This is a genomic window from Stenotrophomonas sp. YJH_SMC_12-1, from assembly GCF_059370935.1.
The window spans coordinates 454,086-468,003 of the sequence record NZ_JCAFUD010000001.1 but is presented as its reverse complement, the minus strand read 5'-3'; the positions used below and the strand labels follow the sequence as shown (position 1 = coordinate 468,003).

12 protein-coding genes are annotated in these 13,918 nt (G+C 68.1%); 1 reads left to right on the top strand and 11 read right to left on the bottom strand.

Features of this window, described 5'->3' with window-relative positions; genetic code table 11:
• The 8 genes from AC5P8Y_RS02190 to AC5P8Y_RS02155 all read right to left on the bottom strand — a co-directional run bounded on the left by AC5P8Y_RS02190 (position 1) and on the right by AC5P8Y_RS02155 (position 8,700).
• The gene (locus AC5P8Y_RS02190) at positions 1 to 591 is read right to left on the bottom strand and encodes an HAD family hydrolase (RefSeq protein WP_005414141.1); all 591 of its coding nucleotides are present in this window, start codon (positions 589 to 591) and stop codon (positions 1 to 3) included.
• A gap of 78 nt (positions 592 to 669) precedes the next feature.
• Positions 670 to 2,742 carry a methionine--tRNA ligase gene (gene metG / locus AC5P8Y_RS02185; protein WP_164135213.1) on the bottom strand — a complete coding sequence of 691 codons (2,073 nt, stop codon included), beginning with the start codon at positions 2,740 to 2,742 and terminating at the stop codon, positions 670 to 672.
• A 102-nt stretch (positions 2,743 to 2,844) separates the two neighbouring features.
• A complete protein-coding gene (locus AC5P8Y_RS02180) occupies positions 2,845 to 3,288 on the bottom strand; it encodes a DUF2147 domain-containing protein (RefSeq protein ID WP_005410552.1) in 444 nt (147 codons plus the stop codon).
• 410 nt (positions 3,289 to 3,698) lie between these two features.
• A complete protein-coding gene (gene gloA2, locus AC5P8Y_RS02175) occupies positions 3,699 to 4,103 on the bottom strand; it encodes an SMU1112c/YaeR family gloxylase I-like metalloprotein (protein WP_049403491.1) in 405 nt (134 codons plus the stop codon).
• Positions 4,100 to 5,170, bottom strand: coding sequence for a serine hydrolase domain-containing protein (locus tag AC5P8Y_RS02170; protein WP_049403490.1), 1,071 nt, complete (start codon positions 5,168 to 5,170; stop codon positions 4,100 to 4,102). Before AC5P8Y_RS02170 ends, gloA2 begins: the two co-directional genes overlap by 4 nt.
• Before the next feature lie 16 nt (positions 5,171 to 5,186).
• Positions 5,187 to 7,127 carry a DUF885 domain-containing protein gene (locus tag AC5P8Y_RS02165; protein ID WP_049403489.1) on the bottom strand — a complete coding sequence of 647 codons (1,941 nt, stop codon included), beginning with the start codon at positions 7,125 to 7,127 and terminating at the stop codon, positions 5,187 to 5,189.
• Positions 7,128 to 7,222: 95 nt separating this feature from the next.
• On the bottom strand, positions 7,223 to 8,008 hold the full coding sequence (locus tag AC5P8Y_RS02160) for a queuosine precursor transporter (protein ID WP_012480937.1): 786 nt from the start codon (positions 8,006 to 8,008) through the stop codon (positions 7,223 to 7,225).
• Positions 8,005 to 8,700 (bottom strand): DUF502 domain-containing protein, encoded by a 696-nt coding sequence (locus AC5P8Y_RS02155; protein ID WP_005414135.1) that lies wholly within the window; start codon positions 8,698 to 8,700, stop codon positions 8,005 to 8,007. Before AC5P8Y_RS02155 ends, AC5P8Y_RS02160 begins: the two co-directional genes overlap by 4 nt.
• Positions 8,701 to 8,776: 76 nt before the next feature.
• On the opposite strand from AC5P8Y_RS02155, the gene AC5P8Y_RS02150 reads away from it, so the two are divergent.
• Positions 8,777 to 10,093 (top strand): hypothetical protein, encoded by a 1,317-nt coding sequence (locus AC5P8Y_RS02150; RefSeq protein WP_049403488.1) that lies wholly within the window; start codon positions 8,777 to 8,779, stop codon positions 10,091 to 10,093.
• A 7-nt stretch (positions 10,094 to 10,100) separates the two neighbouring features.
• Here the strand turns inward: AC5P8Y_RS02150 and AC5P8Y_RS02145 are convergent, their stop codons facing one another.
• From AC5P8Y_RS02145 to AC5P8Y_RS02135, 3 genes are all read right to left on the bottom strand, one after another.
• Positions 10,101 to 10,553: a DUF4442 domain-containing protein gene (locus tag AC5P8Y_RS02145; RefSeq protein ID WP_010482929.1), complete on the bottom strand. Its 453-nt coding sequence runs from the start codon at positions 10,551 to 10,553 to the stop codon at positions 10,101 to 10,103.
• 73 nt (positions 10,554 to 10,626) lie between these two features.
• Entirely contained in the window at positions 10,627 to 12,252 is a 1,626-nt protein-coding gene (locus tag AC5P8Y_RS02140) for a CHASE2 domain-containing protein (protein ID WP_049403487.1), read from the bottom strand.
• The gene (locus AC5P8Y_RS02135) at positions 12,249 to 13,904 is read right to left on the bottom strand and encodes a FecR family protein (RefSeq protein WP_495201832.1); all 1,656 of its coding nucleotides are present in this window, start codon (positions 13,902 to 13,904) and stop codon (positions 12,249 to 12,251) included. Before AC5P8Y_RS02135 ends, AC5P8Y_RS02140 begins: the two co-directional genes overlap by 4 nt.
• Positions 13,905 to 13,918 lie beyond the last annotated feature (14 nt).

The window sequence follows — 13,918 nt, the reverse complement described above, 5'->3', positions numbered from 1 at the left end:
TTACTTCAGGGGTTTGCCGCGGAACCAGCGCTCGTGGGCCAGCGCCAGCATCGGCTTGTCTTCGGAACTGTCACCGTAGGCATGGATGCGCACGTAACGCGACAGATCGAACTGGCGACGGATGTGCTCGACCTTGCGCGGGCCACAGTCGCCACCGGCGTAACGGCCGGTCAGGCGTCCGTCCTGACATTCCAGCCGGTTGCAGATCAACTGCAGGCCCAGCTGCTCGCACCACGGCCGCAGGTACAGGTCCAGCGAGCCGGACACGATCACCACGGTGTGCTGCTGTTCCTTGTGCCAGCGGATCTGCTCCAGCATTTCCGGGCGCACCACGTCGGGCAGGAACTCACGCGAGAAGCCGGCGGCCAGGGTGGCGATGTCGTCACTGTGGCGGTCGCTGAAGGTCAGGCGGGTGACGCGCGCGCGGATGCGTTCGGCCGAGATCAGCTTCAGCTTGTACGCGAGCAGCCACGGGCCGACCTTCCACCACGCCTGCGCCAGCTGTTCGGCGGTGGCCACGCGGCGCAGGAAACGGCCATAGGTATCGCAGGTGGTCACGGTGTGGTCGAAGTCGAACAGCGCCAGTTCCATTCCGTTGCCTCCCATCGCGTTGCCTCCGCTGGCCAATGCTGCCGGCGGGCGCGGCCGAGGCCACGCCCGCTGCGGGCATCAGCGGACCGGCATGCCCGGCTGCGCGCCGCTGTCGGCGTCCAGCAACGCCAGCGCACCGCCGTCGAAACCGGCCGACAGGATCATGCCTTCGCTCAGGCCGAAGCGCATCTTGCGCGGGGCCAGGTTGGCGATGAACACCACGCTGCGGCCGACCAGCTTCTCCGGCTCGCCGTAGCTGCCACGGATACCGGAGAAGATCTGGCGCTTGCCCAGTTCACCTGCATCCAGCTCGAAGCGCAGCAGCTTGTCCGATCCTTCCACGAACTCGCAGACCAGCACCTTGCCGATGCGCAGGTCGAGCTTGGCGAAATCGTCGATGCCGATGTAGGCCGGCGCGTCGGCGCTCTTTGCTTCGTCCTTGGCCGGGGCCGGGGCCGGGGCGGCCGGCTTGGCGGCGGGGGCAGCGGCAGCCGCCGGCTGCAGGGTGTCCTTGGAGGCGTCGATCATGGCGTCAATCTTCTTCGGGTCGATACGGGTGAACAGCGGGGTGTAGTCGGTGATGCGGTGGCCCAGCAGCGGCTGTGCCAGTTCGGTCCAGTCGTTCACCGGCGCGGCCAGGAAGGCTTCGGCCTGCGCGGCGGTGGCCGGCAGCACCGGCTTCAGGGCGGTGACCAGTACGCGGAACAGGTTCAGGCCCTGGCTGCACACGGCCTGCAGCTGCGCGTCGGCGCCTTCCTGCTTGGCGATGACCCACGGCTTGACGTCGTCGATGTAGCGGTTGGCTTCGTCGGCCAGGGCCATGGTCAGGCGGATCGCCGCGGCCGGGTCGTTGCGCTCGTAGGCTTCACGGATCGGCGCCAGGCCGTCGACGAAGCGCTGGTACTGCGCCGCATCGGGCAGCTGCGCGGCCAGCTGGCCGTCGAAACGCTTGCTGATGAAGCCGGCGCAGCGGCTGGCCAGGTTGACGAACTTGCCGACCAGGTCGGCGTTGACGCGGGCGATGAAGTCACCCAGGTTCAGGTCGAGATCGTCGACGCCACCGCCGGACTTGGCGGCGTAGTAGTAGCGCAGCGCTTCCGGTTCCAGGCCGGCATCGAGGAAGGTACGCGCCATCACGAAGGTGCCGCGCGACTTGCTCATCTTGGCGCCGTCCACGGTCAGGTAGCCGTTGACGTGCAGGCGGGTCGGCGCGCGGTGACCAGTGCCGTGCAGCACCGCCGGCCAGAACAGGCCGTGGAAGTTGACGATGTCCTTGCCGATGAAGTGGTGCAGCTCGGTGCTGGTACCGGCGCGCAGGTGCGCTTCGAAGTCCTCGCCGATCCTGCCGCACAGGGTCTGGAAGCTGGACAGGTAGCCGATCGGCGCGTCCAGCCAGACATAGAAGTACTTGCCCGGCTGGCCGGGAATCTGGAAGCCGAAGTACGGCGCATCGCGCGAGATGTCCCACGCGCGCAGGCCACCTTCGGCATTGAGCCACTCACCCAGCTTGGCCTTCACGCCCGGCAGGGCGACGTCGCCGGCCAGCCATTCGCGCAGGAACGCGTCGAAGTGGCCCACCTCGAAGAAGAAGTGCTCCGAATCGCGCATTTCCGGCGTGGCACCGGAGATGACCGAACGCGGTTCCTTCAGGTCGGTCGGCGCATAGGTAGCGCCGCACACTTCGCAGTTGTCGCCGTACTGGTCGGGGCTGCCGCAGTTCGGGCAGATGCCCTTGACGTAGCGGTCGGGCAGGAACATGCCCTTGGCCGGGTCGTAGAACTGCGCCACCGAACGGCGGCTGATGTGGCCGGCCGCTTCCAGCTTCAGGTAGAACTGCTCGGTCAGCGCCTTGTTGGCTGCCGAATTGGTCGAGTCGTAGTGGTCGAAGGCCACGCCGAAGGCGGCGAAGTCACGTTCGTGGCTGGCCTGGATGTTGGCGATGAAGGTTTCCGGGGTGACCCCGGCCTTTTCCGCGGCCAGCATGATCGGCGTGCCATGGGTATCGTCGGCGCAGACAAACCAGGCCTTGCCGCCACTCATTCGCCGCGCACGCACCCAGATGTCGGCCTGGATGTAGCCGACCAGGTGGCCCAGGTGCAGCGGGCCGTTGGCGTAGGGCAGGGCGGTGGTGACGAGCGCGGTACGGGTCATGGTCGCGGGGTGAAGCCGAGGGGAACCGCAGAGTATCGCATGCCCGCAACGAGGTGACCCGGCCGAGGCCGGGTCACGGGGATGAAGCGGGGGCCGGGGCGCTTATTCGCGCTGCCAGGTCTGCGCGCGGCAGATGAAGGCGATGCAGCCGGACACGTCCAGCCGGGTGCCGCCGGGCTGCAGTTCCATCTTCGACTTGTAGGTCTTGCCGTTGGCCGGGTCGAGGATGGTGCCACCGGACCACTTGTTGGCGCCGTCGGCCTTCAGGTTCCAGAGGATGGTCATGCCCTTCACCGGCTTGTTCCTGTTGGCGCCTTCACAGCCGTCACAGACCGGGTTGGGGCCCTTGTCTGAGTGCAGGATGTCGACCACCTTGCCGGTCAGGGTGCCGTTGGCGGCCTGGGTGATCTCGACGATCGACTTCACCTTGCCGGTCTTGTCGTCGATGGTCTTCCAGCGGCCGGCGGCGCCATCGGCGGCCTGCGCCGAGAGCGCGGCCAGGCACAGCGGCAGTGCCAGCAACAGGGTCTTGAAGGTCTTGCGCATGGTCCCCTCCCAGGGTTCATTCCGGCACGATGCCGGTACGGGTCGACTGTATACCCATTCGGCGGGGTATGGGGAAGAGGGGCGTTGCAGGGCTGCGCCCTGCACCTGCGGTAGTGCCGGCCGCTGGCCGGCAACCTCAAAAGCAAAGGCAGCTATCCGTGGGATGGCGGGGCGGTGTGGGTGGGCAGGACACGCCGTAAACCCATCCATGGGGGCTCGATGGCGCCATCCATGGAGCCAACGGTCCTGCCCACCCACACCGCCCCACCTCTGACAGATTTCTGCGGCTGTGGGTAGGTGTCGACCTTGGTCGACACGGTAGATCCATGCCATGCGTGAATGAGGTTTTGGTTGCGGCGATGGGGTCAGATCCCTTTTCCGTCGGAAAAGGGATCTGACCCCCGGGGACGTCAACCGACTTCGCACAACTCCAGCGGCAGGTCGTCGGGGTCGGCGAAGAAGGTGAAGCGTCGGCCGGTGTATTCGTCCACGCGGATCGGTTCGCAGGCGACACCATGCGCGGCCAGGCGCTGGATGAAGGGTTCCAGTGCAGCCACCCGGAACGCGAGGTGGCGCAGACCCTGGGCCTCCGGGCGGCTGGGACGGGGCGGCGGCGAGGGGAAGGAGAACAGTTCCAGCTGGCCGCCGTCGGGCAGGGCCAGATCGAGCTTCCAGGAATCGCGTGCGGCGCGGTGGTTCTCGGCCAGCACGCGCAGGCCGAGGATGCGCACGTAGAAGTCCTTCGAGCGGGCGTAGTCGCTGCAGATCAGTGCGGCGTGGTGGATGCCCAGCAGGGCGTCGGAACCGGGGGTCATTGCAGGGTGTCCAGCCAGCGCTGGGCGATCTTCTGCGCCAGCGGATAGGGTTCGGGGTCGTTGCGGTTGGTCAGCACGATCACGGTCAGGTGCTTCTCCGGGTGGCGCACGATCACGTTGCGGAAGCCGATGCTCTCGCCGCTGTGCCATTGCACCGGGCCGTTCAGGCGCCAGCCGAAGCCGTAGTGCGGCACATCCGGTTCGGGCGTCGGTGTGGCGGGGCTGAACATCGCCCGGCGCGAAGCCTTCGACAGCAGGCGGTCGTCGTACAGCGCCGCATCCCAGCGGGCCAGGTCGTCCAGCGAGGAGTAGATCCCGCCGTCTCCCAGTACAGCGCTGGTAGTGCTCTGGTCGGTGCGCTGCCAGCGGCCATCGATCCTGCTGTAGCCATAGGCGCGTGTGGCGACCGTGTCCACGCCGTCCTGGTGGGCCACGGTATGCGCCATGCCCAGCGGGCGGAAGATGCGTTGTTGCAGGAAGGCGGCGAAATCCTGGCCGGATGCGCGGCCCCCGATCAGTGCCAGCAGTGCATAGCCGCTGTTGCTGTAGCGGTACTGCGTGCCCGGCGCGAAGTTCAGCCGGTCCTGGCGCGACAGCAGGGCCAGCACATCGGCATCGTGTACCTGCCGCGTGTCTGCCGGGTCCATCAGGTCTTCGTAGTCGAGCAGGCCGCTGGTATGCGAGAGCAGGTGGCGGAGGGTGATGCCCGCTGCAGCCGGTGGCAGCTCGGGCAGCCACTGCCGGGCCGGCTGGTCCAGCCCGAGCCGGCCGTCTTCCACCAGCAGCAGCACCGCCGCGGCGGTGAACTGCTTGCTGACCGAGGCCAGCCGGAAGTTGCTGGCGGCTGTGACCGGGGTGCCGTCTTCGACCACCGCAAGGCCGTAGCCACGGCGGAACACCGGCTGCCCGTCATGCAGCACCAGCACTGCGGCGCCGGGCACCTGGCCATCGTAGGCCTGCATCAGGCCGTCGATACCGGCATCCGGTGGGGTCAGCACCGGTGCGGCGGCGCCCGCCAGAGGCAGCAGGCCCAGCACGGCGGCGAACAGGGCGACGGCAGGGCGCATGGTGGCTCCGGAAGCGTCAGGGCGAAAGTGTGGGCGCAGCGCTGGCCGGCTGTGCCATCCAGCGCTCCATCTTGCGGTCCAGCACGTCCAGAGGCATCGAGCCGTCTTTCAGCAGTTCTGCATGGAAGCGGCGCAGATCGAAGGCTGCGCCCTGGCGTGCCTTGGCCTTGTCGCGCAGGGCAACGATGGTCGTCATGCCGGCGACGTTCGACAGTGCCTGGCCGGGCTGGGCCATGATCCGCTCGACTTCGGCGTTGGCGTCATCGCTGCTCATGTCCACCGTCTTCTGCAGGTAGGCCACGGCCTGCTGCTTGCTCCAGCCCTGTGCATTGACGCCGGTGTCGGCGACCACGCGCGCGGCGCGCAGCAGGCGCGAGTACAGGTAGCCGATGCGGTCGTAGGGATCGGTGTAGGCGCCGAGATCTTCGCCCAGCGTTTCGGCGTACAGGCCCCAGCCTTCGACGAAGGCGAGATCGCCACCGAGGCGGCGGAAGCGTGGCAGCTTGGCCAGCTCCTGCTGCAGGCCCAGTTGCACGTGATGGCCGGGAATCGCTTCATGCAGGTACTGCACCGGCACGCTCCAGCGCTTGCGGCTGGGCAGGTCGCGGGTGTTGATGTACAGCACGCCGGGCTGCCCGGGCGGCGACGGCTGGTAGGCGGCAGCGGCGGCGGTCAGCGCCCGTTCCGGTTCCACTGCGCGTACTTCCAGCGCGGACTTCGGCAGCGTATCGAGCACCTGCGGCAGGCGCGCGTTGACCTGCTGCTGCACCTGGCGGTAGCGGCTGATCAGTGCATTGGCATCGCTGTACTGGAACTGGCGATCGTTGCGCATGCTGCGCAGCAGCTTTGCCGGCGTGCCACGCAGCTTGGCGTCCTTCATCACCGTGGCGATCTGTGCCTGCAGTTCCTGCACGCGTTGCTCGCCCAGCGCGTGCAGCTGCGCGGCGGTCTGGTCGCTGGCGGTGGTCTGCACGATCAGGTTGGCGTACCAGGCCTGGCCGTCGGGCAGCGCGCCCATGCCGCTGCTGGCGCGCGTGGCCGGCAGGTACTCGGTGGCGATGAAGCCGCGCAGGGCGCGGTAGGCGGGCATGATGCGCAGTTCGATCATGCGCTTGTACTCGGCACTGATGCGCGCCTTGTCTTCGGCCGCAATCGTGTTCGGCATGGTGCGGATCGGCGACCAGAAGATGCTCTCTTCAGCGGTCGGCTTGATCACTGCATCCAGCTGCGGCAGCACCTTCTCCATCAGGTCGCGCGGCTGCACCACGCCGGCCTTCATGCCCTGGCGCATGTTGTCGATGGCCTGGTCGAACAGTTCGGGAATGCCGAGCGAGCGGCGCGACCAGGTGTCATAGTCCTGCACGGTGTTGAACGGCTGCGCGCCCGCGCCGGAGCCGAGGATCGCCATGATGCTGCCGATGTTGTAGTACTGGCTGATCGGCATCATCCAGCTCGGGTAGCGCTCGGCAGCCAGCGAGGCGCGCGCGTCACGTACGAAGATCTCGTAACTGAGCAGGTCCTGGCCCTGCAGGCCATCGCTGCCGAGTTTTTCGACCTTGCCCAGCCACTGCGTGGTGAAGTCGTGCGACTGCTGGCGCCAGGCGGCGGACAGGATGTTGGGTAGCTGGTCGTTGTAGCGCGGTTCGCCCTGGAACGTGGCCTGCAGCGGGTTCAACCGCATCGAGGCATCCCAGTACTCGTCGTACAGCCGTTCCAGCTGCACCTGCTTGGGCACGGCACGGGCCGGTGCGACCGGACGCGGCGCAGCGCGGCGCGCCGAACTGCCACGGGCCGGTGCGGTGGCACGGGCGGGCCTGGCCTTGGGCTTGGCGGCCTGGCGGGTCTGCGCAGCGGCAGGGCGGCTGGCCTTCTTCTTCGCTGCTTCGGCCGACGGCACGGCACTGAACAGGAACAACGCGGCAATGGCAGCGGCCAGGACGCGGGGGGAATACGGCATCAAGAAGCTTCCGTGGAACACAGATCGTGGAGCTTGCACGATCCGCGCGCGTACGGCCAGCGTGAAGACGCAGTCAGCTTGGCGGCGCTGGGGCTTCAGTCAGCCGCAGCGGCGGCGCGCAGTGCCGCCGCGCGATCGGCGCCCAGATAGCGGGTGATGGCACGCCGCATCAGGTACAGCAACGGAATCAGGGCGACCGCAAAGCCCATCTTGTACACGTAGTTGACGCTGGCGACCGCAAGGAACAGCGAGGTCGGCCAGTGTTGCGGGCCCAGCACGAAGGCGATCCAGATCACCACGAAGCTGTCCACCACCTGCGAGATCGCGGTCGATCCGGTCGCACGCAGCCACACGTGGCGTTCGCCGGTGGCCTGGCGGATGCGGTGGAACACCGCCACGTCGATCAGCTGGCCGAGCAGGAAGGCCACCAGCGAACCGGCAATGGTCCACATGCCCTGGCCGAACACGGCTGCGAACGCGGCCTGGTAGTCGGGCACACCGTGGCCATCCATCGACGTGACCCACCAGCTGGCCGGCGCCAGCGAAATGGCCGCGAAGGCGAACAGGAAGCCGTAGCCGATCAGCACCACCGCCAGCCACGAGATGAAGCGCACGCCGCGCTTGCCGAAAAACTCGTTGATGGTGTCGGTCATGATGAACACCACCGGCCACAGCAGGGTACCGGCGGTGAAGCTGAGCGAGCCGGTCTGGCCGAACAGGTTCCAGTTCAGCGGGGCGATGCCCAGGGTGTCTTCCAGCGCGAAGATCTTCACCCCGATCAGCTCGGCCAGCACCGCATTGCCGCAGAAGAACGCGGCCAGCACGATGAACAGCAGGACCGCGCGGTCCTGCAGCGGGCGCTCGATCGGCGCCGGGGTCATTCGGTGCGTTCGCCGGTGCGTTCGCCGGCGCGGGTGAACGGCACGCTGGACGGTGCGACGGCGCCGCCGGAAATGATGAAGCTCATGGCCTGGTCGACGGTCCAGTCAGTCGGGGTCAGCAGTTCCACTGGCACGATTTCCAGGTAGCCCGAGGTCGGGTTCGGCGTGGTCGGTACATACACCGCGGCCAGCTCACGGTCGGTGCCGTGTTCCTTGATCACGCGGGTGACCAGTCCGACCGATTTCATGTCGCGGTGCGGGAAGTCGATCAGCACCACGCGCTGGGTGCTGCCCGGTTCGGTCTGCAGCATGTCCAGCAGCTTCTTTGCGCTGTCGTAGATGATGCTGGCCAGCGGAATGCGCTTGATGACCGCGCCCACCCAGCGCAGCAGGCGCTGGCCGAGCACGCGGCGGCTGGCCACGCCCACCGCCAGGATCACCAGCAGGGTGGCCAGCAGGGCGATGGTGTCCTGGATCCATTCGGCGCGGACCCAGCCGAGGTAGTGCGGGAAGCTTGTCGCGATCTGCTCGGACAGCGGTACCACCAGCGGGCTGGAAATGCCCGACAGCAATACGAACACGAACTTGACCACGACCCAGGTCAGCCAGATCGGCAGCAGGGTCAGCAGGCCGGTCAGGAACAGGCGCTGCAGGGAGGGGCGGGGGACCAAGGCGGGGGCTTCGAGCGACATGTGCGCATTGTAGCGGTCACTGCCGGTCGATTACGCTGGTGGATCGACTGCGGCAACGAGCCATGGAAGGGAAGCTGTGTTGAAGATTCTGCGCGGACTGGGCTGGACCCTGGCGGGCCTGCTGCTGTTGACCATCGTGGTGTGGTGCGCCTCACGCATGTGGCCGGTGCCGGAATCGCGGTTGCAGGCGCAGAAACGGCTGGAAGCGCGGCTGCCGGCGAGCGGGCGCAACGGTTATGCCCTGTTGTGGACGCTGCCGTTCGACGATCTGGATGCCCGCCAGCGCGAGCAGGCGTTGGCCGAGGACGTGCGCCGTTGGGAGGCCGACCTGCGGGGCAGCAGCGGCGGCCAGACACACCTGGTGGCCAACCATGCCGAGCTGCGCTCGCGGCCCGGTGCCAGTTGCGGGCCGGCCGCCCGCGGCTGCCTCGCCCAGGTCCGCGCGGACCCGCAACGCTTCGTGGAGGCCCATGCCGGGCACCAGCAGTTGCACGCGCGGCTGGATCAGCTCGCCGAAGCAGACTACTTCGTATCGCCGTTCCAGCCGAAGGGCGAGGGCATCCTGGTGCCGATGCCGACCTACGGGCTGGTGGTCGATGCCACCAGCGCACGCGCGCTGGCGTTCGTACAGGGTGACATCGACGGTGCCCTGCGCGGCAGCTGCCGGGGAGTGCAGCTGGGCCGGCGGCTGGTGCCCGGTGGCAGCTATCTGGTCGAAAGCATCATCGGCGCCAGCCTGGTGCAGGCCAACGCGCAGCTGCTGGCCGACATGCTGGTCGAACTGCCTGCCGATCGCCCGCTGCCGGCCGAATGCGAACAGGCCATGCAGCCGATGCGGGCCGACGAGCAGAGCCTGTGCCGTGCGATGCAGGGCGAGTATGCGATGAACCGGGTGGCGATCGAGACCTCGGCGCGGGAATTCGGCGGCGCGCTGGTACTGGACCGCAGCAGCACCCTGGCCCGTGCGGCCGGCAATCTCGGTTGGGCCTGTGGCGCGACGGCGACCGCTGCGCTGGAGGCGGACCGTCCGTTGCCGGTGCCGGCGCCGCCGCAGCGTGACTTTGGTTGCCTGTCGAACGTCATGGGTTGCCTGTTGACCGACATTGCGGGTCCGGTCTATCCGGCCTATTCGTCGCGCACCCAGGACGCCGCGGCGATGCTGCGCCTACTGGGTGCACAGCGCTGGCTGCGGCAGCAGCCGGGGGATCCGGTGGATGCCCTGCAGCGGTTGCCGGCGCAGTTCGCCTCGCCGGTGCGGGTGCCGCGCTTGTCGGCGGATGGCCGCCATCTACAGGTGCCGCGGCGCTCTCCAGCGCGCAGCGCTGATGAGAACCCGTGGCTGTCGGTACCGCTGCAGGCGGAGCCAGCTTCGACTGCATTGGCGCGCGATTGAGGCGCGCTCAGCGTGCGTGTGGCTTCAACCGCAGGTACACCTGCTTGCGGACCTGTGCGACCACCTCGCCGCTTTCATCGATCACGTCGTTGCTGAACCAGCGCAGCACCTTCTCGCCACTGGCCGCTTCGGCGCGCAGTTCGTCCAGCAGCGCGTCGTCGATGCGGAACGACGTCCGCACGATGCCACGGCCCGGCTTGAGGAAGTCGATGGCGCCGGCGCGGTCCCACACGTAGTAGTCGCGGCCGAGGATGTGCAGCAGGCCGAGCATCCAGAACGGATCGGTCATCGCGAACAGGCTGCCGCCGAAGTGGGTGCCGACGTAGTTGCGGTTCCATGGCCGCAGGCGCAGCTCGACATCAATCTGCCGGTAGTCGGGGGTGATGCGGGTGACGTGGATGCCGGTGAACAGGAAGGGCGGCCAGAGGTTGATGCCGAAGCGGAACAGACGGGCGTTCATGCGGATCCGGGGGCGCTGGGCGAGGTGTCCAGTCTAACCATTCGCATGCGTATGTTGCACCCGGTGGCACCGGTCACGCGCCGCCGTCGATCACATACCCGTCGCGTCCATTCGCTTTGGCCCGGTACAGCGCGGTGTCGGCCCCTTCGACGAAATGATGCGGTTGCAGCTCGCCTTCCGGTACCCGGGTAAACACGCCGATGGTGAGCGTCACCCGATCGTCGCTGCCGTCACCGTGTACCGGCAATGCACGTACGCAGTCGATCAGGTCCTGGATGACAAGCCGCGCGCCCTCGGCCGGGGTATCGGGCAATACCAGCGCGAATTCATCGCCACCGTAACGCGCGGCCATGTCGCGCGGACGCCGCGCATGCGCGCCGATCAACCGGGCGACGTCCCGCAGCACGCGGTCGCCGACCTGGTGGCCATGGCGGTCGTTGTGGCGCTTGAAGTGGTCGACGTCGATCAGCGCCAGGCTCAGTGGCTTGCCGTTGCGTCGTGCGGCGTCGCATTCCTGCTGCAGCGCCTGTTCGAAACGCAGGCGATTGCCAAGGCCGGTCAGTGCGTCGCGGTTGGCCTGCCGGTGCCAGGCCGAAATCCGCCAGATCGCCCAGGCCAGCAGGACCAGCAGGACGCCCAGCAGGGCGGTGGCTGGCGCCCACCAGAGGTTGCTGGTGCGCAACAGCAACCAGCTCAGCAGAGGAGCAAGCGGCAGCGAACACAGCGCCGCCAGCCACGGCAGGCGCAGGCCGAGCAGGATCACGCACAGCGCCACCAGCACCGCGCTGATGGTGTGCTGCCAGAAGCGGGGCAGCACCTCGATCTGCTTGTGCTGCAGCAGCATCGAGGCGATGTTGGCCTGGTACTCGCTGCCGCTCATCCAGAACTCGCGGGTGGTCGGGGTCAGCAGGCGCGGTGCGATGCCGCTGGCGGTCATGCCGACGATGATGCGGCGGCCATGCAGCATCGCCATGTCCACGTGGCCATCGAGTACGTCTGCGTAGGAAACCTGCGGCAACTGCTCGGGAGGTCCGGCATAGCGCACCCGCACGTAGTCGTTGCGCCGCCATTGATAAGGCGAGCCCACCTCGGGATCAGGGTCGGGCAGTCCGCGCACCGCGCCCGCGGGCAGGCCGGTCAGGGCCAGCCCGAGCGCCGGCCAATGCGCCTTGCCGATGCCCGCATGCAGGTAGATGCCGCGGGCGACGCCGTCGCTGTCCACCTCAACGTCGGTGTGGCCGATGGCGGCGGCACTGGCCGCGATCTGCGGAACCGGCAGCATTTCCTCGGCCATGCGATCACCGGCTGCCGGTGCGGCCAGCACCGGCAGCACCACCCGGCCATTGCGACGGATGGCCGCGGCCAGCGCCTCATCCTGGCGGCTGTCGCGGCGGTCCGGCTCGGACAGCATCAGATCCAGCGCGACCCGTTCGGCACCGGCATCGGTCAGGCGATCCAGCAACCGGGCGTGGACCGAGCGCGGCCACGGCCATTGGCCGATGCGTTGCAGGCTGCCTTCGTCGATGGCCACGATCAGCACGCTCGGGTCGGGTCGATAGTCCCAGTTGCCGACCATCGCGTCGTAGGTGGCCTCGTCCTGCCGCCACAGCCATTGGCCCTGGCTGGCGACGAGGGTCAGTATCCCGGCCAGCATGGCCAGCAGGATCCGCTTCGACCACGGCAGCGGCGAACGCCTCACAACAGCAGCCACAGCAGCAGGGCACCGCCGCCGGTGCCATAGCAGAGGCGACACGGCAGGGCGATCTTCTGGGCAGGCGAGAACTCGCCGGCATGGCCGTCATCGTCGATGTACTGCACGCGCACATGCAGGGTGCCGCGCCACGGACGCTTGAAGCTGACCTGCGGTTCGGCCATGGTTTCGTCGACCAGGGGTGCCTTGAAGTCGCCGCGGCGGTCGACCTGCACGCGATAGCGCTGGCCTTCGCTGCCGGCCTGCCAACGCAGGGTCAGTTCACCGTGCGCGGCCTCGGGCGGTTGCAGGGCAGGATCCACCGGCTCGTTGCTCAGCTGCAGTGGCAGGGCCTGGCCATAGCGCCCCTGGTGCCCATCGGCACTGCGGGAGGCGATCCGCCAGAAGTAGTGACCCGGCGGCAATGGCTGCGTCAGGCGCAGGTCGGTGCCGGTGCTGGTCTGTTCCTGCAGTGGCTGTACGAAGGTGGAATCAGCCGCGATCTGCAGCACGCTGCTGCGCGCACCGGGGGCCTGGCTCCAGCGGAACCGCGGGCGGTCGCTGTTGATTGTCTGTCCATGCAGCGGGGCCAGGGTCAGCGGCGGTGGGGGCTGGTCGCTGAGTTCGAAGTCGGCACTGGCGTCGATGCCTTCCACACCCTGCGCATCGACCGCGCGCAGCAGGATGCGCAGCTGGCCCGGCGGCAGATCGCCGATGGCCAGGCGGGTATCGGGGGTGGTGGCAGCGAACAGCAGGATCTCCGGCGTGGCTGCCTCTACCACTTCAACGCGGTAATGCGCGGCGCCGGTGACCGGAGTCCATGCCAGCAGCGTCGGCAACGGGGCCAGGCGCAGTTCATCGTTGCGCAGCTGCGGCGCCGGCAGCAGCGCGGAGACCGCATCCGGCGCGGCGTCGGCGCTGGCGCTGCGGGTGGCCTGTCCGGGCTGGACCATGCGCTGGCCATGGGCGTTGCCGACCTGCACCTTGCCCTGCAGGACCTCGGTGGCCGCGGCATCACGACCGTCGCCGGCACTGACCCGGAAGACGGTGCCGCGCACGCTGCTGGTGGCGGTGGGCGCATCGATGATGTAACGCGATGCCGGGCCGCGCGCTGGCGTCACCCGATTGCTGGCGCGGCCCTGCTGCAGGCGCAGGCGGGTGTCGACCATGCCGGTGTGGCCGTAGCGGCTGAGCTGGTCCAGGCGCAGGCGCGAGTACTCACGCAGCTGCAGGCGCGACGCATCGGCAAATTCCAGCGTGACGCTGGATTCGCCCTCGGTCTGTACGGTGTCTCCGATATGCAGTTGCTCGCCGGCCTGGATGGCGCGGCTGGCGCTGCCGTCTCCACTGGACAGTTCGACCTTGCCGCGGACCGAGAGCACCCGCGCCGGTGCCGGTTCGATGCGCAGCCAGCTGATGGGGAAACGCAGCAGCTGGCCGGGCGGCAGCCGGTAGGGGTTGTCGATTCGGTTGTGCTGCTGGAGCTGTTGCCAGCGCACCGAGGGTTTCAGATACACGCCACCCAGATCCCACAGGGTGTCGCCGGGGCGGACCCGGTAGTTCCAGTCCTGCGCGGCGGCGATGGCCGGCAGCAGAAGCAGGGCACAGAGCAGGGCGCCCTGGAAGCGCATGGCAAACAACAGCGAGCGGACGAAGGTCACAGTTTTGCAATCCC

Coding starts and splice junctions, on each gene's coding strand:
- gloA2 (WP_049403491.1), bottom strand. CDS start 4,103: ATGACCCCCGGTTCCGACGCCCTGCTGGGCATCCACCACGCCGCACTG.
- AC5P8Y_RS02155 (WP_005414135.1), bottom strand. CDS start 8,700: ATGTCGCTCGAAGCCCCCGCCTTGGTCCCCCGCCCCTCCCTGCAGCGC.
- AC5P8Y_RS02145 (WP_010482929.1), bottom strand. CDS start 10,553: ATGAACGCCCGTCTGTTCCGCTTCGGCATCAACCTCTGGCCGCCCTTC.
- AC5P8Y_RS02180 (WP_005410552.1), bottom strand. CDS start 3,288: ATGCGCAAGACCTTCAAGACCCTGTTGCTGGCACTGCCGCTGTGCCTG.
- AC5P8Y_RS02170 (WP_049403490.1), bottom strand. CDS start 5,170: ATGCGCCCTGCCGTCGCCCTGTTCGCCGCCGTGCTGGGCCTGCTGCCT.
- metG (WP_164135213.1), bottom strand. CDS start 2,742: ATGACCCGTACCGCGCTCGTCACCACCGCCCTGCCCTACGCCAACGGC.
- AC5P8Y_RS02190 (WP_005414141.1), bottom strand. CDS start 591: ATGGAACTGGCGCTGTTCGACTTCGACCACACCGTGACCACCTGCGAT.
- AC5P8Y_RS02165 (WP_049403489.1), bottom strand. CDS start 7,127: ATGCCGTATTCCCCCCGCGTCCTGGCCGCTGCCATTGCCGCGTTGTTC.
- AC5P8Y_RS02160 (WP_012480937.1), bottom strand. CDS start 8,008: ATGACCCCGGCGCCGATCGAGCGCCCGCTGCAGGACCGCGCGGTCCTG.